The sequence below is a fragment of the Bradyrhizobium commune genome (genome assembly GCF_015624505.1).
Classification (GTDB): Bacteria; Pseudomonadota; Alphaproteobacteria; order Rhizobiales; family Xanthobacteraceae; genus Bradyrhizobium; species Bradyrhizobium commune.
Map to the genome: position 1 here is coordinate 6,012,345 of NZ_CP061379.1, position 17,583 is coordinate 6,029,927.

15 protein-coding genes, 1 tRNA gene and 1 pseudogene are annotated in these 17,583 nt (G+C 62.5%); 9 read left to right on the forward strand and 8 right to left on the reverse strand.

Translation table 11 applies throughout. From position 1 onward, the window contains the following. Positions 1-25: 25 nt before the first annotated feature. Positions 26-1,156 (reverse strand): FAD-dependent monooxygenase, encoded by a 1,131-nt coding sequence (locus tag IC761_RS28200; RefSeq protein WP_195799940.1) that lies wholly within the window; start codon positions 1,154-1,156, stop codon positions 26-28. Positions 1,157-1,281: 125 nt separating this feature from the next. Continuing rightward, positions 1,282-2,115 carry an ABC transporter substrate-binding protein gene (locus tag IC761_RS28205; RefSeq protein WP_195799941.1) on the reverse strand — a complete coding sequence of 278 codons (834 nt, stop codon included), beginning with the start codon at positions 2,113-2,115 and terminating at the stop codon, positions 1,282-1,284. 133 nt (positions 2,116-2,248) lie between these two features. On the opposite strand from IC761_RS28205, the gene IC761_RS28210 reads away from it, so the two are divergent. The 3 genes from IC761_RS28210 to IC761_RS28220 all read left to right on the forward strand — a co-directional run bounded on the left by IC761_RS28210 (position 2,249) and on the right by IC761_RS28220 (position 4,723). Beyond that, positions 2,249-2,536, forward strand: a complete 288-nt coding sequence (locus IC761_RS28210) for a hypothetical protein (RefSeq protein ID WP_195799942.1) — start codon at positions 2,249-2,251, stop codon at positions 2,534-2,536. Next, entirely contained in the window at positions 2,514-3,407 is an 894-nt protein-coding gene (locus IC761_RS28215) for a substrate-binding domain-containing protein (protein WP_195799943.1), read from the forward strand. Before IC761_RS28210 ends, IC761_RS28215 begins: the two co-directional genes overlap by 23 nt. 101 nt (positions 3,408-3,508) lie before the next feature. Next, positions 3,509-4,723, forward strand: coding sequence for an ABC transporter substrate-binding protein (locus IC761_RS28220; RefSeq protein WP_195799944.1), 1,215 nt, complete (start codon positions 3,509-3,511; stop codon positions 4,721-4,723). A 71-nt stretch (positions 4,724-4,794) separates the two neighbouring features. Here IC761_RS28220 and IC761_RS28225 read toward each other — a convergent pair whose 3' ends face one another. After that, the gene (locus IC761_RS28225) at positions 4,795-5,760 is read right to left on the reverse strand and encodes a TAXI family TRAP transporter solute-binding subunit (RefSeq protein WP_195799945.1); all 966 of its coding nucleotides are present in this window, start codon (positions 5,758-5,760) and stop codon (positions 4,795-4,797) included. Between the two features lie 107 nt (positions 5,761-5,867). Here IC761_RS28225 and IC761_RS28230 point away from each other — a divergent pair, with 107 nt between their 5' ends. Together IC761_RS28230 and IC761_RS28235 are read left to right on the forward strand one after the other, a co-directional pair. After that, positions 5,868-6,845: a Bug family tripartite tricarboxylate transporter substrate binding protein gene (locus tag IC761_RS28230; RefSeq protein ID WP_195799946.1), complete on the forward strand. Its 978-nt coding sequence runs from the start codon at positions 5,868-5,870 to the stop codon at positions 6,843-6,845. 344 nt (positions 6,846-7,189) lie between these two features. Then, positions 7,190-7,265, forward strand: a tRNA-Ile gene (locus IC761_RS28235). A gap of 425 nt (positions 7,266-7,690) precedes the next feature. On the opposite strand, the gene IC761_RS28240 is transcribed toward IC761_RS28235, so the two are convergent. After that, positions 7,691-8,317 carry a TetR/AcrR family transcriptional regulator gene (locus IC761_RS28240; RefSeq protein ID WP_195799947.1) on the reverse strand — a complete coding sequence of 209 codons (627 nt, stop codon included), beginning with the start codon at positions 8,315-8,317 and terminating at the stop codon, positions 7,691-7,693. A 125-nt stretch (positions 8,318-8,442) separates the two neighbouring features. On the opposite strand from IC761_RS28240, the gene IC761_RS28245 reads away from it, so the two are divergent. Both IC761_RS28245 and IC761_RS28250 read left to right on the forward strand, forming a co-directional pair. After that, the gene (locus tag IC761_RS28245; RefSeq protein WP_195799948.1) at positions 8,443-9,390 is read left to right on the forward strand and encodes an SDR family NAD(P)-dependent oxidoreductase; all 948 of its coding nucleotides are present in this window, start codon (positions 8,443-8,445) and stop codon (positions 9,388-9,390) included. Between the two features lie 247 nt (positions 9,391-9,637). Continuing rightward, positions 9,638-9,802, forward strand: a pseudogene (locus tag IC761_RS28250) (SDR family NAD(P)-dependent oxidoreductase); the annotation flags it as partial. A gap of 220 nt (positions 9,803-10,022) precedes the next feature. Here IC761_RS28250 and IC761_RS28255 read toward each other — a convergent pair. Together IC761_RS28255 and IC761_RS28260 are read right to left on the reverse strand one after the other, a co-directional pair. Continuing rightward, the gene (locus tag IC761_RS28255) at positions 10,023-11,258 is read right to left on the reverse strand and encodes an ABC transporter substrate-binding protein (protein WP_195799949.1); all 1,236 of its coding nucleotides are present in this window, start codon (positions 11,256-11,258) and stop codon (positions 10,023-10,025) included. Positions 11,259-11,279: 21 nt separating this feature from the next. Beyond that, the gene (locus IC761_RS28260; protein ID WP_195799950.1) at positions 11,280-12,632 is read right to left on the reverse strand and encodes an FAD-dependent monooxygenase; all 1,353 of its coding nucleotides are present in this window, start codon (positions 12,630-12,632) and stop codon (positions 11,280-11,282) included. A gap of 155 nt (positions 12,633-12,787) precedes the next feature. Here IC761_RS28260 and IC761_RS28265 point away from each other — a divergent pair, with 155 nt between their 5' ends. Then, positions 12,788-13,756: a helix-turn-helix domain-containing protein gene (locus IC761_RS28265; protein ID WP_195799951.1), complete on the forward strand. Its 969-nt coding sequence runs from the start codon at positions 12,788-12,790 to the stop codon at positions 13,754-13,756. Positions 13,757-14,119: 363 nt separating this feature from the next. On the opposite strand, the gene IC761_RS28270 is transcribed toward IC761_RS28265, so the two are convergent. Next, positions 14,120-15,166 carry an alpha/beta fold hydrolase gene (locus IC761_RS28270; protein ID WP_195799952.1) on the reverse strand — a complete coding sequence of 349 codons (1,047 nt, stop codon included), beginning with the start codon at positions 15,164-15,166 and terminating at the stop codon, positions 14,120-14,122. Between the two features lie 293 nt (positions 15,167-15,459). On the opposite strand from IC761_RS28270, the gene IC761_RS28275 reads away from it, so the two are divergent. Continuing rightward, positions 15,460-16,206 (forward strand): SDR family oxidoreductase, encoded by a 747-nt coding sequence (locus IC761_RS28275; RefSeq protein ID WP_195799953.1) that lies wholly within the window; start codon positions 15,460-15,462, stop codon positions 16,204-16,206. 251 nt (positions 16,207-16,457) lie between these two features. Here IC761_RS28275 and IC761_RS28280 read toward each other — a convergent pair whose 3' ends face one another. After that, positions 16,458-17,219, reverse strand: a complete 762-nt coding sequence (locus IC761_RS28280) for a helix-turn-helix domain-containing protein (protein ID WP_195799954.1) — start codon at positions 17,217-17,219, stop codon at positions 16,458-16,460. Positions 17,220-17,583 lie beyond the last annotated feature (364 nt).

The window sequence follows — 17,583 nt, forward strand, 5'->3', positions numbered from 1 at the left end:
AAGCCGCCAGCGTCCAGCAATCCGCTCAGGCCGCGAGCGGCACCTCCCAAGCGTCGTAGCCGTAGACCCAGCTGGTATCGGTCCGCTCTCTCAGCCAGATATTGGCGCGCGAGGTCTCCTGCACCCGCGTGGTCCGCACCTTGCGCGTCGCCTCGAAGCGGCCGAATGCGTTGGCGACGCCGTCGCGGTCGACGCCTTCGAGGCAGCGCGACAGCACGGCGGCATCCTCAATCGCCATGGCCGCGCCTTGCGCCATGTAGGGCGTCATCGGATGACAGGCATCGCCCAGCAGCGTCACCTTGCCGTCCGCCCAGCGTTCCAGCGCATCGCGATCCATGATCGCCCATTTGTGCACGTCGGGGCACGCCGCGAGCACTTGGCCGACCTGCGGATGAAAGCCCTCGAACGAAGCGCGCAAATCGCACACGTCGCCCTTCGCCGACCAGGACTCGATCCGGAAGTTCGGCTCGGGCTGGCTGGTGACGAGATAGACCTCGCTGCGGTCGGGCTTGACGTAGTAGATCACGATGTGGCGGTCCTCGCCCCACCACTTCGTGCAGTCGTCGATCTTCTCCCCGCCGAGCAGCGCCGCCGGATAAGTGGTGCGATAGGCGATGCGGCCGGTGAACCTGACCGGCGCGGTGTCGAACAGGATGTCACGCACCACCGAATGCACGCCGTCCGCGCCGACCACGGCGTCAGCGACGACGCTCGAGCCATTTGCAAAAGTCAGGCGGATGCCATCGCCGGTCTCGTCGAGACCGATCAGCTTGTGGCCAAGCCTCACACGCTCATCAGGTACCGCGCTCGCAAGTGCCGCATGCAGATCGCCGCGATGGGCGAGCAGATAAGGCGCGCCGAACTTCTCCTCAGCGCTCTCGCCGAAAATCATGTCGAACTTGATGTCGCCGCTGTTCCAGTCGCGATTGTTCCACGAGCGCGGGTAGAACGACTGGCTGCGCATGCGTTGCTCCAGCCCCAGCGCGCGCAACACCTTCATCGCGTTGCAGCCGATCTGGATGCCGGCGCCGATGCGGGCGAATTGGGCTGCTTGCTCATAGACCATGACATCGATGCCGACGCGCCGAAGCGCCGCGGCGGTCGCAAGCCCGCCCATACCGGCACCGACGATCGCAACCGAAAGCGGCTTTGCCATCCCGTCCCACCCCTGTTTGTCGCGCGGCTTGAAGCGCCGCGTTGTCAAATCATAATGCTTGCCCGGGAACGGATTGAACAGCCATTCGAAGCATGGCCGTCCTCGCAATGGTCATGGCGGGCGGATCAGTCCGCCTTCCTCTCGGCATTCGGAAAGAACACCTGCTGTCCGTCGACCCTGTAGGCGGCGATCGCCGCCTGCCCCTCCGGCGAGATCAGCCAGTCGACAAAAGCTTGGCCTGGCTCCTTTTTCACGCTCGGAAGCTTTTCCGGGTTCATCAGCATCACGCCGTATTGGTTGAGCAGCCGCTTGTCGCCTTCGACGACGATGTCGAGATCGCCGCGTTCCCTGAAGGCGATCCAGCTGCCGCGGTCGGACAGCACATAGGCGTTCGCCGTGCGTGCGGCGTCGAGCGCAGCGGTCATGCCTTGCCCGATGTCGCGATACCAGGCGCCCTTGGCAGTCGCGATGTCGATACCCGCGACGATCCAGAGCGCGAGCTCCGCGGCATGAGTTCCCGAGCGATCGCCGCGCGACACGAACGGTGCCCCCTTGGCCTCGATCGTCTTCAGCGCGGTCGCGATGTCCTTGCCCTTCACGCCGGCGGGATCGCTCTTCGGCCCGACCAGCACGAAGTCGTTGTACATGACGTCGAAGCGCTTTGTGGCAAAACCGTCGGCGACGAACTTCTCCTCCTGCGGCCGCGCATGCATCAGCACGACATCGGCCTCGCCCTTCCGCGCCCCATCGAGCACCTCGTCGGCGCGGCGGGCGATCACGGTCACCTCGATGCCGGTCTTGTCGTGAAAGATCGGCAGCAGGTAACGGAGCAGGCCTGAATCCTGCGTCGATGTCGTCGAGGCCAGGACGATCGCGCGCTCCTCGGCGGACGACGCCGCAACGCCCGCGACAAGGCCGCAAAGAAGCGCAAGTGAAACAGGCAATTGGCGGACGGCCATGAACGGGTTCCCACTGAACAGAATGCGATCATGAAGATCGATTGCGCCGCACTCGTGACGCATCCGCCCGCGTGGCGGCAACAAAAGATAGAACACGAGCTGAGCCACTACCGGCAGCACACGTTGCCGGCGCATGGGCGATCGCGCCGCGACGGGTCGCTCGGGAAATCTCGGCAATGAATCAACCGGCACGTTGATTGCTCTCGCGAGCGCGCGGGTCGCAAGGCTCGCACCATTCGAGCCTCGCAAGATCGTCAACCAAGATGAAATCGCGTGTCAGGATGTGTTGCAAAGCAACGAGATGATCGGGCATGGTTCGCGCGGACTGAAATTGAAAGTGCAGAATTCCCCCTGCGTTGAACGTCAAAAAGAAGCAAGAATTTGCATAGGAATGCAGGATGGAATTCCTGACGACGAGTGAAGCCGCCGACTATCTCCGGCTCGGTGAACGAAAGCTCTACGAACTCGTCACCAACGGTGCGATCCCCTGCACCAAGGTGACCGGGAAGTGGCTGTTTCCCCGCCACGAGCTCGATCTCTGGGTGCTATCAGGACTGGCGCGTCCGGCCGGCATGCTGACCGCGGAGCCGCCGCCGGTCGTCGGCGGCAGCCAGGACGAGCTTCTCGATTGGAGCCTGCGCGAATCCGGCTCCGGCCTCGGCTCGATGAGCGAGGGCAGCGTGCGCGGGCTCGAGCGCCTGCAACGCGACGAGGTGATGGCAGTCGCGGTGCACTTCCACAGTCTCGATGCCTCCGGCAATCTCGCCTCCGACGCCAGCGTCACGGCGCTGCGGGACGCGCCGGATCTGCATGATGCGGTGTTGGTGGCGTTCGTGCGGCGCGAGCAAGGGCTCGTGCTGCCGCCGGGCAATCCGAAGCGGCTGCGCGGCCTCTCCGACGTGCTCGCGCTCGGCGCCAGGATGGCGATGCGACAGCAGGGCACCGGCGCGCAGATGCTGCTCGACATGTTGCTCACGCGCGCGGGCGCCTCCGCGCGGGATCTGCGCCGCGTGGACCCGCCGGCCCTCACGGGGCCTGATCTCGCCGAGATCGTCCGCGCCGGACAAGCCGATTGCGGGGTCGCGACGCGCGCCGCGGCGCGCTCGGCCGGCCTCGATTTCGTGCCGCTGGTCTGGGAGAATTTTGACCTCGCGATGCGGCAGCGCAGTTATTTCCGCCCCGCCATGCAGGCCCTGATCCGGTTCCTCAGCGAACGGCGGCTGCGGCAGCGCGCCGAGGAGCTGACCGGCTACGATCCCTCGCCGGCAGGACAGATCCGCTTCGCAGCCTGACATTGACGCCCGCCCCCAAATAGTTGCAAAAGAAACCAATTCAGCCGGGCATACCCGGCGGGGCAACAGCGGCCAACGCGCCGGCTCAGGGGAGGACAAGCGTGAATCCAACAAGATTTGGACTGCCGGTCGCGGCCGCCTTCGTGGCGGCGTTGATGTCGGGCGCCGCGATGGCGCAGATTTCCGACGATGTGGTCAAGATCGGCGTGCTCACCGACATGAACGGCCCGGCCTCCGCGCCGACCGGCCAGGGCTCGGTCACGGCAGCGCAGATGGCGATCGACGATTTCGGCGGCACGGTGCTCGGCAAGCCGATCAGCATCGTGATCGGCGACCACCAATTGAAGGCAGACGTCGGCGGCGGCATCGCGCGGCGCTGGTACGACGTCGACCAGGTCGACCTTATCGTCGACGTGCCGGTCTCGGCCGTTGGCCTCGCGGTGCAGAACATCGCGAATGAGAAGAAGCGGCTGTTCATCACCCACTCCACCGGGACCGCCGACTTCCACGGAAAATTCTGCTCGCCCTACGCGATCCAGTGGGTGTTCGACACCCGCGCGCTCGCGGTCGGCACCGCGGATGCGGTGGTCAAGCGCGGCGGCGACAGCTGGTTCTTCATCACCGACGATTACGCCTTCGGTCACTCCCTCGAACGCGACGCCTCCAGCGTCGTGACCGCCAATGGCGGCAAGGTGCTGGGCTCGGTGAAGCCGCCGCTGGCAACGCCCGACCTGTCCTCCTTCCTGCTCCAGGCGCAGGCGTCAAAAGCCAAGATCATCGGCATTGCCGCTGGCCCACCGAACAACATGAACGAGATCAAGACCGCCGCCGAGTTCGGCGTGCTCAAGGGCGGCCAACAGATGGCGGCGCTGCTCGCGCTGATCACCGACATCCATGGCATCGGCCTGCACGCGGCACAGGGCCTGTTGCTGACGACGTCGTTCTACTGGGACATGGACGACAAGACCCGCGAATGGTCGAAGCGCTATTTCGCCAAGATGAACAAGATGCCGTCGATGTGGCAGGCCGGCGTCTATTCCAGCGTGATGCACTATCTCAACGCCATCAAGGAAGCCGGCACCGATGATCCGCTCAAGGTCGCGGCGAAGATGCGCGAGAAGCCGATCGAGGATTTCTTCGCCCGCAACGGCAGACTGCGCGAAGACAATCTGATGGTGCACGACCTCTGGCTGGTGCAGGTGAAGACCCCGGAGGAAAGCAAATATCCGTGGGACTATTACAAGATCCTTACCACGATCTCGGGCGAGAAGGCGTTCGGTCCGCCGGACCCGGCATGTACGATGGTGAAGAAGTAAGATTGGCGAGTGGCGAACAGGGAGTGGCGAATGGGGGAAGACTCCATTCGCTATTCGCCACTCACCACTCGCTATTTCACCACCCCGATCTCGCGAAAATATTTCATCACGCCCGGATGAATCAGCTCCGGCTTCGGCGCGGCCGCGACCGTGTTCGCGGCGGTGGTCTCGCAGGCCTGCGCGAGCTTCTTGCAGAACGCCGCTTCAGTGCTGTGTAGCGTCTTCGCCAGCCGATAGGCGACATCGTCGGGCAGGTCCTCGCGGGTCAGCACAAAACTCCAGGAGCCGAGCGAGGCGATCGGCTCGGACTGTTTTGGATAGGAGCCGGCCGGCACGGTGAGCGGCTTGAGGAACGCGTGCTTGGCGCGGATGCGCGCGATCTCGTCTGCGCTCGGCGCGATGAAGCGCGCGCCGGACGCGCTCGAGGCGACCGCCGCGAAACCGGGCCAGCCGATGCCGGCGCCCCACAGCGCTGCGACGCGTCCGTCCTCGACCATCGCGGGGCCGTCGCCGGCGCGGTCGAGATAGACCGCCTTGAAATCTTCGTCCTGCTTCAGGCCAAGGCCGTCGAGCACATAGCGCGCCAGGATCGGCAGGCCCGAGCCCTTGGCGCCGAACGCGACGGGCTGGCCGACGAGATCATGGATGGTCTTGTAGGGACTGTCCGCGCGCACCACGAACATGCCGGGGTTGGAATAGATCGCAGTGAGGATCTTGAGCCGCACGGGCGTGCGGCCGATGCCGGCGAAAGCCTCGTAAGCCGGCTCGCCCGCGACCAGCGCGAGATCGAGCTCGCCCTTCTCCAGCAGCGGAATGTTCTCGTTGCTGCCCTTGGTGTTGCGCGGGACGATGGTGAGCGTGCTGTCTGCCGCGTTCATCACCTCCGCAAAGGCGTTGCCATAGAGCGGAAAGCCGCCGCCGGGCGTCGCAGTACCGAGGCTGATCGTTGTGGATGGAATGGGCTTGTCTCCGGTTTGAGCGGCGGCAGGGCCAGCGAGCAGCACTGCTGCGAGAGGAATGATCGAGGCAAGTTTCATGGTCGGTCCCGGCCGGTCTGCGTCAACATCGACTTGAGACGATGTAGGCAGGAGGCGATTTTTATGGAAGCATGGGCGTCAACGACAATAGAACAATGGGAGGCGTCATGTTGCGAATTTTGCGTAACAGTGTTTTCGGGCTCGCGATCATCTCAGGCCTGTTCAGCGCCGCACCTCCCGCCTCCGCCGCCGACTACCCCAACCGCCCCGTGCACTGGATGATCGGCTTTGCCGCCGGCGGCCCGGTCGACATCGTCGCCCGCATCATGGCGCAATGGCTGTCGGACCGTCTCGGCCAGCAGTTCATCGTCGAGAACCGCGCCGGCTCCGGCGGCAACATCGCGGCCGCGGCTGCGATCAACGCACCGGCCGACGGCTACACGCTGCTGTTCGTCGCGCCCAACAACGCGATCTCGACCTCGCTCTACAAGAAGCTGCCGTTCGACTTCCTGCGCGACACCGTGCCGGTCGCCAGCATCATGCAGCTCACCAACATGCTGGTCGTCTCCAACGCGATGCCGGTGAAGACGGTCCAGGAGTTCATCGACTATTGCAAGGCCAACCCGGGCAAGATCTCGTTCGCCTCGTCCGGCAACGGCACCTCGGTGCACATGTCGGCCGAGCTGTTCAAGGCGATGACAAAGTGCGACATGATCCACGTGCCCTATCGCGGCTCGGCGCTCGCCTTCCCCGACATCATCTCCAACAAGGTTCAGCTGATCTTCGACAATCTGCCGTCGGCGCTGGAGCAGTCGCGCGGCGGCAGCGTCCGCGCGCTCGGCGTCACCTCGCCGCAGCGCTGGCCCGGCGTGCCCGACGTGCCCGCGATCGCCGAGACCGTGCCGGGCTTCGAGTCGGTCGGCTTCTACGGCATCTCCGCGCCGAAGGGCACACCGGGCGAGATCGTCGATCTCCTCAACAAGGCCGTGAACGAGGCGCTGAAGGACCCGAAGCTGGTGGCACGCCTCGCCGAGACCGGCGGCATCCCCAAGCCGATGACGCCGGCCGAGTTCGGCAAGCTGGTCACCGATGAGACCGAGAAGTGGCGCAAGGTGGTGGAGTTCGCCGGGGTGTCGGTCGACTAGCGGCGCCGAAGCCGCGAGTTCGCATCTCGCCAACACGGCATTGAGGGGCCGGAAGGCCTCGTTCAATCAAAAAGTTCGAAAACAACCCCATGCACAGTAGAAAGATCGAGCAATTACAATTTGTTACGAAAAAGGCGGCAGTGAGCCCGCCCGAGGCGGTTTGACTTGTCGGGCAAAACAGGACTATAAGGGCATCATCGGAAATTTCGGTAATTCGAAAGTACCGGCCGTGCGGCCCCGGCCTCTCCGCCTCGCCAGAGCCGGCATTGCACCCCCGCCGCCATCCCTGTAAACGAACCGCGCACCGTTGCCGGCCGCGCGCTTCGCGCCGCCGTCTCGCGGCGGGGCCTGTAGCTCAATGGTTAGAGCCGGCCGCTCATAACGGTCTGGTTGCAGGTTCGAGTCCTGCCGGGCCCACCATTAATTCCGATATTCAGAATTTGCAGATTATGCCAGCTAGCTCAATAGTTTGCAGCACTATACCTCGGTTCGGTGAGCAATTTTCTCAGTAGGATTTTTTCGTTTGTTTTTCAATGGGCCAAAATTTGACCCCGACAGGACTCGAACTCATCTTATGAAAGAAGCTCGATTCTGCATTTTTTGAACGCTGCCGTTAAAACCTGATCTTCTTCTTGCGCCCATTTATCTCGACGGTGCGTTCTAGGTCTTTAGGCGAAAGGCGTCCGCCAACAGAGTTTATTGAGCGGGATTTCTGAACCATTAAGAACAACACAAAGCGTAGCAAGTGTGCGCGTCCTCCAACCGATAGCTCAACAATTTAGGCCGCGGCCCTCGTCGCCGGCGCCGCCTCCAGTTACTGCCGCGGACGTTCACGCCATACAGCATCAACGTTGTGGATTTCCACGCCGCGACAGGAGCACCAAGTCGGCCGCTTCCTCGGCATCCTCGAGAAGCGTCTTGCGCGGTGTGCCTATCAACGCACGCATGGTAAGGCCCCGAGCAAAATCCGTGACTTGGATCGCACGTTCGGCCGCAGGAAAATCAGACGGAATTTCCCCGGCAGTGATCGCGTCCCGGAAACGACCTTCCACTAGTGCCGCGCCGCCCGCGGCCGCCTTTTGCAGGAATTTCCGGACCTCATCATCATCCACGAGCGGCGCGACACAAATCAGAAGGCAACCCCGGGCAGATCCCTTCTCGGTCGCGCTTTCCACGGCGTAATGCAGAAAAGCCCCGATCGAGTCGCGGAGACTCTGTGGCGAGAGGAGCGCATTTGCAGCGCGAGCGCCTTTCGCCTCGGCATACGACTTGAGGACGCGCAGGAATATTGCCCGCTTGTCCCCAAAGACTGCATACAGGCTCGGTCGTCCTACACCCATCCCGGCGACCAGATCGTCAATCGTCACACCGTCGTAGCCCTTCGACCAGAATACCTGCGTGGCCTTTTTGAGAGCGTCGCTCTCGTCAAAGGTGCGTGGGCGTCCCCGTGGCTTGGCAGTATTTTGAAACATTCAGTTCAAAACTCCTTGACTGAGACCAATTCGCTTTGCAATATCTAACTGAACAGTTCGAAAATAACAAGGCGGCTCCTACATCACGGGGCTCTTTCGAGCTTCATCTTCACCACGGAGACGCTATGAAACATTCGTTCGCGCTCGTCACCGGCACCACGTCCGGGCTCGGTTACGCGGCAGCCGGCTTGCTCGCCACTAAGGGCTATAAACAGGTCATCGTCACCGGACGCAGGCTGAGCGCGGTCCAGGAAACGGCTGCTCAACTCGCGGCTGAGACCAAGAAGAAAATCTTCACGCCGCTGGAGCTGGATCTAGACTCGCCGTCTAGCGTTGCGTCGGCCCTCGCAGAGTTGGTCAAGCAGGGGCAGCCGATCGATTTCCTGCTGCTTAATGCGGGGATGGTCCCCGGTAAGAAGCGCGTGATCACTGCGGCGGGCATCGAGGCTTCTCAGGCGCCGTTGATCGGCCATCATCAACTGACTGTCGGCTTGCTCCGCAACAATCTGCTGAGCTCCGACGCGCGGATCGTTATTGCCGGCGCGGAGCCTGCCCGAGGAGGTGTGCCCATGTTCAAGTACACCGAGCTGGAAGCCTTTGCGGCAAAATACCACCAAGGCGACCGCACCGCTGCTGTGGAAGCCCTCCTGCGCAACGGGCCGAACGTGAAGTACACGGCCAACAATGCGTATGCCGACGCGAAGCTCATTGTCGCTTGGTGGACCGCGGCGCTAGCGCGCCGGCTACCCTCCGGCATGGCCGTGTATGCTGTCTCGCCCGGTGCATCGAACGCCACCAACGTCGCGCGAAACGCGGGCCCGGCGTTGAAGTATCTGATGATCCCAATCGTAAACCTCATTCCCGGCATGAATCAGAAGCCGGAGACGGCGGCCAGCCGATACCTCCAGGCGTCGGAGTTCGGAACCGACGTCTCAGGGCAATTCTTCGCTTCGGCTGCGGGGAAGTTCTCAGGCCCGATGGAGGTGCAGCGCCAACCACACCTCCACGACCGCGCCAGTCAGGAAGCCGCATGGAAGGCCGTCGCCAAGGTCTCCGGGCTTGATTTCAAATGACAGACTCAGGGAACTAAATGGTCAAAGAGCAGGGAAAGCTTCGTCGCGCGCTCACGATGGGTCTACGCCTGGTTGCAAGCTATGGAACACACGAGCTTTGACTACGCTGTCGATCGCATCGAACGCTTGGAACGGGAGGTGGGACAATTGAAGGAGGAATTGCGCCAAAGCCGCAATACGGGGCCCGTCGATGCTCGCAAGGGAAGCGCCGCTGGGCTCGAACATTGACGAACCGAAAGGAAACAAAATGTCACTATTGAAAAACAAGATCGCCGTCATCACCGGAGGCAGCAGCGGCATCGGCCTCGCGACCGCCAAGAGGTTCGTTGAAGAGGGCGCCTATGTATTCATCGCTGGTCGCCGGCAGGCCGAGCTCGATAGGCCGTCGCAGAGATCGGGCATTACGGTGACAGTGCACAAAACTCTTCGTCCGGCGCTACCTAAATTGCCTTGCGCGGATCGGGCTGAGGCTGCAGCCGATAGATAAGTGCACTGTCACCGTAATTCTTCGCTCGGCCAGCCTGTGCTACACATAGGAAGCGAAGCGAGCGAAGGCTGCCACGCCGGAGCCCAACGGGCGAAGGCGGGCTGTGCGGCCCGCGAGCTACGGCCAGGCAAGCCACCGCACCAGGCTAGTTCGAAGACGGTGCAACCTGCCCGGCGTGGCCATCCAGAATCGGGCCGAACATCTGCCATTGCTCGCCCGTGAAGCGCATCATTTGCACCTGCTCGATCGGAAAGAAATCCGCCGGGGTCGTCTTGATGCGAATGCCTGGAATCAAGGTGTCGATCTCAAAGTCGAGATCGGCCACCACCTTCATGACATTGTCGCGGGTCAGGTTATCGCCGCAACGCTTTAGCACCTCGACAAGTGCGGTCGATGCGTTGAAGGCGATCATAGGACCGCTATCTGAGCGGTCTGCCCCGGGATAGTACTTGGCCATGAAGGCATGGAAGCGCCGCATGCCCGGGTGGCTCTCCCATTGCGGATCGGTGACGTTCATCTGAAAGCCGGCACTGAGAATACCCTTGGCGTTGTCGAGCCCGGCGGGTTTCAGGACTGCTGCAACGGACACCGATATGTTGGTCACGATATGGACGGGATGCCAATCGAGCTCAGCGAGCTTCTTGATCGCTTGCGCGGCAAATTTCGGCGTGGCGATGTCGAGGAAAATATCGGGATGGGCAGCCTTGATCGCAACGACCTGCGAGTCCACCGTTGGCGTGCTGGTTTCATACGGCGTACTGGCGACAACCAACCTGTCGTAGTTGTCTCGCAGCACGTCCTTCAATCCCAGAATATAGTCCCTTCCGAAATCGTCATTTTGGTAGAGCACGCCGATCTTGGCGTTGGGGTGATGCTCGAGAATATACGCTGCGTAGACGCGCGCTTCAGCGCGGTAGTTCGGCTGCAAGCCGATCGTCCAGGGAAAATGCTCAGGGTCGCCCCAGCGCGAGGCGCCGCTCAACACGAACAGCTGCGGCACGCGCATCGTGTTCATGTATTTCTGGATGGCAGCATTGGTCGCGGTGCCAACTGCGCCAAAAATCAGAAAAACTTCGTCGCTTTCAACCAGCCTGCGCGCCTGCTCCACGGTCTTCGGCGGACTGTAGGCATCATCGTCGGAGATGAAAGTGATCCTGCGGCCGTTGATGCCGCCATTGTCGTTGACCATGCGGAAATACGCCCCCATCGTCTTGCCAATGATACCGTAGGCGGATGCCGGACCGCTGTACGGCATGATGTTGCCGATCTTGATCTCGGTGTCGGTCACGCCGGGACCGTATTGCTTCTGGGCAGATGCGCCGCCTGCAAGCAGGGCGAGTGTCGCGGAAAGCATCACCAAATGTCGGGCTCTGACGGCCATCGCACCTCCTCCTCCTGCCAATTACCCAACAACGGATGCAGCCATCATCGCCGTTACCCGACTGACGATCTGCGGGTCGCGCAGAGAGCTTGACCGCTTCACGAGATGGGTCACTTCGAGCATGATCCGATGCACCGTTGCGTCCTCCGCCGCGAGGCGCTGCAGCGCGGCGTTGAAGTTCAAGCGCTGGCAAAAATCATCCGGGCGTTGCCCACGCGTGTTCTCAAAAATGAAGTCGCCCTCCGCCACCGCCCACGGCGCGGCCAGCAAATCCTGAATCTCCGCAAAGAAAGACCGCGCCAGTCCCTTGAGCGGATCAGCTTCGAAAGCCCGCGCTTCGATCAGCCGTTTCAAGACGCGTGTTTCCTGTGCTGCCACACTCATTCCCTGGCCAAACGCCGGATTGAATCGGCAGATCACGTCGCCGAGCGGCAGCAGATGGTCTGGAAAACGGTCAAGCTCCTCAAAGCGTCGGCGAATGCTGCAGGGAAAGCCGAACCGGTAAATGGGTCCGACAGGGACAGTACCCTCGATCGCATCGTGAATACTGTGCGTTCGCAACGTCCGGGCAAACGCGACAAAGTCTGCAACGCTCTCCGGCATCACTTCCCCATGCATGCCGGTTAAATTGACTTGCCAGCAATTGTTCTCGACTGGCACGAGCAACCCGCCGCGGCCGCTTTGGGCAGAAGGCCGATGGATTACGGCGCGCCAGTCACGTGGCGCGGCAGGCGGAATCTCGAACATCGCGGTTGCGTAGCGCAGGTCGATGCCGATCTCCGTCTCTTGCGGTCTTGGCAAGGCCATCCTGTCCAGCAATTCGAGGGTCAATGCGCCGCGCGACGATGCGTCGACGATGAAGTCGGCCGCGAGTTCGTTGATCCCTCCGCTCGCTTCGTCGTAGCGAACTCCGGTCACCGCGGCATGGTCAGCCGATTCCAGCAATTGAGTGGCGCGGCAGCGCGATTTCAGGACAATATTGCCTTGCTGTTCGACGAGGCGCCTCGCGACAAATTCCACGAGTGGCCGCGTCATGCACAAAAAATCGAAGCCAAGATCGCGCCGCGGAAACGGATCGAAGCCGGGCATTTCGAGCAGGGATTGAGAGCCGACCCGCACGCGAACGGCCCCGGCGTGCTCAAGCTCCGTTTCGAAATCCGGGAAGAGTTCGACCAAGGCGTCGAGGCCGCCTCTGAGCAAAACGTGAATTTGTCGCGCCTGGGGCGTGCCGCTGCGCGCGATCGGCTCGGAGGGCAGATCGTCACGCTCGAGCACGGTGACGATTTCGAAGGACGACGACAACGCTTTCGCCGCGGCGAGCCCGCCAATGCCGGCACCGACCACGATCGCGTGCCGGCCGAGTAATCCTGGCATACCCGTTCCCCGCCAAAGAGCGTTCGTCGGCAATTGACCTAGACCAGGATCGTCGAGCGGTCTTGGACCCGAGGGAACAATGGCTTGGACTAAAGTGCCCCGTCTGGTAGATTTCTGCCGAGCGGTCCGTGTCGGCCTTTGCAACAGGATGGCTGATGGTAACGTCGACGCCCGGCTACACTGTCGTTCGGTTCTCGAGTTGCGCCTTGCCGGAAGACGGACGGGGCCAAGCGCTCGAAGAACTGCATGAGCGCGGCCTGCTGCCGACCAGGTTCATGCGCTACGGCAACGCTGCGCCGCGGGTTGATGTTGTCAACCGCACCATGCCCGGACTCCGCATTCTGACGGCGAGCTACGCGAGCGTCCGCCGCGAGGGCGGGCGGCAAGGAGGCGATCTCCTCTACCTCTGCATGACCCTGAACGGGACGACCATGGGGAGCCGGCGCGGGCGCGAGATGGTCCTCAGTGACGGGGACGCCGTGCTGTTGACCAACGAGGCGGCCGCATGGACCATGACCTCCGCCTCATCCGTCAGGATCGCTGGAATATGCGTGCCCCGATCGGCCATCGCGCCGCTTGTTCCCAAGCTCGAAAACGTAACGATGCGACAGATCACGAAGGATACAGGCGAGCTGAGACTCCTGAGAAAATATCTCGACGTCGTTGCCGATGATGAGGCCTTGGCCGCGCCCGCCTCGCAGCGTCTCATCACCGGCCATTTCTACGATCTCGTCGCATTGGTGCTTGGGGCCAATGGCGACGCCAAGGCGCTTGCTGCGGACAGAACGACGGGCGCGGTCCGCCTGGCCGCGATCAAAGCCGATATCGTCGCCAATCTCAATGACGGCAATCTGAATGCGACGATGGTCGCGACCCGCAATCGCATGACGGTGCGCTACCTGCACAAACTGTTCGAGAGCGAGGGCATCACCTACTCGGAGTTCGTGGTCCGCGAGCGTCTGGCGCGGGCCTATCAAAATTTAAGAAACCCTCTTCATTCGCAGCGCGCAATCGGCACAATCGCCTTCGATCTTGGGTTCAACGACCTGTCGTACTTCAACAGGGCGTTTCGCCGGCGTTACAATGCGACCCCGTCCGACGTTAGGGAACGGCGCGGAGAATGATGTCGCATTTGGTCCTGCAGAAATCCCACAGAAATCCTGTGAACAAACACGCGCAAAAATGGACAAACGAGCACGAGGAGTTGCGCCAGCGCACTTAATTGCCCTGACCGTTTTCGCGGGTTCGAAGCTCGTTAATTGAATGCACTGTCAGCGTAATGCGAGTGCCTTCACTTTCAAACCAACGCCAGCCGCAATGACCCTCCAACCGTGCGCGCGGCGCGTTGAACGTTGCCGTCCTTTGACTCGCGCAAGCGCCCATCTGACTGCGCGACGTCCTCTTGCCTCAGGGCGCGCGACATCCGCAAAGTCGGGCAGATCTTGCGCACTGACCTCGTGCGGGACGTTACTGCCCCACAACCGCCATCAGAGATTTTTGCCGTGGAGCCAGGTGCGGATGGCCTGGATGAGTTCGGCCTTGCGTTCCAGCGGCAGCCAATGTCCGGAGGGCATGCTCGTCACGATCAGGTCTGCGCAGGCCGCGCGCATCGGGTCGCCCTGGCGATTTCCGGTGATGCTGCAGATCTGGTCGAAGTCGCCGTTGACGAACAGCACCGGCTGCGACAGGCGGCCGCCATTGGCGGCCTTGCGCGCATAGGCGATGTTGGCGTCGTCGTTCAGGTACCACGCGCAGGAGGGGCGGAAGCCGTGGGCCTCGAATGCCTGCACCAGCACGTCGAAGTCCGCCGGCGGCCAGAGAGCCGGATCAGGCTGGATCGGCGGGGCGCGGTGCGCGGCGCCGAAGCGCCCGCCATTGCGCGTGACCATCGCATTCGGCGAAACCTTGCCGATACCGGCGGGATTGCCTGGCCGAAAGATCGACGCCAGCGATGCTGCCAGGTCCGCATCGAGATCGGCGACCGCCGCCTCGAAGTGCGTCGTGTAGTAGCGGTAGTAGTCCCATTGGCCGTCCGGATATTGATCAGCCGGATAAATCGTTCGGTCGACCAGCGGGACGATCGTGCGCAGCGCGTGCCCGTCGGGTTGATACGCGAGCGAGGTCAGCACGATGCCACGGCTGCGCTCCGGCTGATGCGCGACCAATTCACCGACCACGACACAGCCCCAGTCGTGGCCAACCCAGATCGCAGGCTTGCCGCCAAGGTGGTCATGGAGTTCCGCCATGTCTGCCACGACCTCCTCGATGGCATAGGCGTCGTTCGCTTCAGGCACGGAAGAGCCGCCGTAGCCGCGCAGATCGGGAGCGACGCAGTGCCAACCATCGGCGGCGAAGGCCTCCATCTGGGCGCGCCACATCAAACTGAGGGTGGGCCAGCCATGGACGAAGATCATCAACGGTCCGTCGGCCGGCCCGCACGCGATGTAGTGCGTTGAGTGACGAGGCGTCGTGAAAGTGCGCGAAACCAGCGCGGAGGATGGCGTTTGCAGTGCTGCGCCCGATGAGATCGACATGCTTCAACATTCCGTTTGAGTTCAGACCGGCTACCCCAACATCGGAAGTCTCCGCGCCGGATCAACCCCGCCGGCCTGTGACTTCAAATACGGCGCGTAACGCCGGTCGCAATGACCGTCCGACCGTGCGCGCGGCGCGTTGAACGTTGCCGTCCTTTGGGTCGCGCAAGCGCCGATCTGACCGCGCGAGGTCTTCATGGGCTGGGCCAGGATGTTCTGCCGGTACTCTTGCGCGTGCCCCGGAAGTTCCCATCTGTCTGGCCAGTCTAACCACCCAAGTCAGGACATCCTTCATGGCCAAGCTCGACGGCAAGATCGCTCTCATCAGCGGAGGCACCACCGGCATCGGTGCCGAGACCGCCAAACTCTTTCAATCCCAAGGCGCAACGGTCGTCGTCACCGGCTCCAGCGAGCGCTCGGTGGAGGCCGCCAAAGCGGCGCTGCCGGGGATCGAGGTGCTGCTCTCGGACGCCGGCAACGTGGCCGCCACGAAAGCGCTGGTCGACCAGGTCAAGGCCAGGCACGGCCGCATCGACGTCCTGTTCGTCAACGCCGGCATCGCCAGGTTCGCGCCGATCGCAGACGTCGATGAGGCTCTTTACGACAGCCAGTTCAACATCAATGTGAAGGGCGCGTTCTTCCTGATCAAGCATGCCATTCCGATCATTCCGGACGGCGGCGCGATCATTCTGACGGCTTCGGTGGCGGGTGCGAACGGCGGCCTGGGCGGCGCCAGTGTCTACGGCTCGACCAAGGCGGCGCTGCGTTCATTCGGCCGCACGATCGCCAAGGAGCTGACGCCGCGCGGCATCCGGGTCAACACCATCAGCCCGGGTCCGATCATCACCCCGATCCTCGACAAAGGCGGCCTCACCCCTGCCCAGAAGGATAACTTCATCGAGGGCGCCAAGACGCGCATCCCGCTTGGCCGCACCGGTACGGTCGCCGAAGTGGCGGCGGCCGCCCTCTACCTTGCTGCCGACGCCACCTACACCACCGGCGCCGAACTGTTCATCGATGGCGGCTTGATCGACCTATAGGTGCTTGCGAAGGTGCGATGTGGCGCTCGCGCCGGACACCGCGAGGGATCATGATCGCACCGCTAAAGCGCGATGAGATCGGGATGAATCGTCATCGCGCTTTAGGTTGTTGTTTGAGCATGATCCTTTCGGAAAACCGCTGCGCACTTTTCCGGATCATGCTTTAGCGGCAGGAGGATTTCACGATCGAGCCAGGTGAGCGCTATCGTGGCGAGGCGAGCGAACCTTCGCCGAAAGGGCCTGCTCCGGTTCTACCGGTCTCGCAGGCGGGCGCGATACGCGCTCGGCGTCATGCCATGATGACGCTTGAACGTGTTGGTCAGGGTCGAGAGGTTGCGGAAACCGGCGGCCAGCGCAATTTCTGCAATCGAGAGATCATCTTGCCGCAAGGCTTCTCTGGCCCGCAACAGCCGGCGCTCGACCAGGTAGCCGTACGGCGTCCGCTGCGTCGCAGCCCGAAAGGCGCGGATGAAATGATTGGTGGACAATCCAGTCAGGGCCGCAAGGTCGGCGAGGCCGATCTCCGAGGTGAGATTGGCCTCGATATAGTCGAGCACGATGCGTAGCCGGCGCGGACTGAGCGGATGCGGTGCACCGAGATTCTCCGTTGCCCGACGGCTGCGAAGCATCGCGTTCGAATGCCAATGGACCAGGTGGCGAATGAGCAACTGCTGCGTTTGATCGAGCAGCAGCGAGTGCGCCTGATTGTCGATGCCCCCGTAGAGCTCGAATTCGGCGACGAGCATCGCAAAGTAACCTTGCAGCCACGGGTCCCGCATGGCGAACAGCGGATCGATATCGACCATGGTTGTGCCGGTGAGATTCTGCTGGGCGTAGCCGTTGATCAGATCCTGATCGAGATAGAGATGCAGCATCTCGAACACGCCGTTTCGCACGCTCTCCAGTTCCAGATCGTGAGGACGGAACGTGACGGAGCCGTGTTGCGACCCTGTCCCCTGGCATACGCCCTTGATGAACATCGACACGGAGGTCGAACCGCCGATGTGGTACATCAGGACGTTCTGGCCGAGCTTGCGCAGTCCTGTCCGGGTCGCGGGCCGGCGCCACTTCGCGGCGATCATATGCCCATCCGCATCGGTCACGGCATAGTCCGGACCGGTGCCGGCGTTCGTGCCGAGATAGGCATCAAAGGCTGATTTTGGTTCGGGTCCCTGATCGCCCATAGGGTTTGTCCTCCACAGCACGCGCGGTCTTGCTGCGTCTGCGCCGCGCCTCCTTGGGACGGTCGCACAAGCGGCAATCACGCGACGTCTGGAGCGCGTGAGGTTTGGCCCACGCGCCCCTTGCTCGAGGTCAGCCTAACGCAGGCGGAGTTCTAGAGCCTTTCCCGTTCCGATGGAATCGGAACGGGGCTCT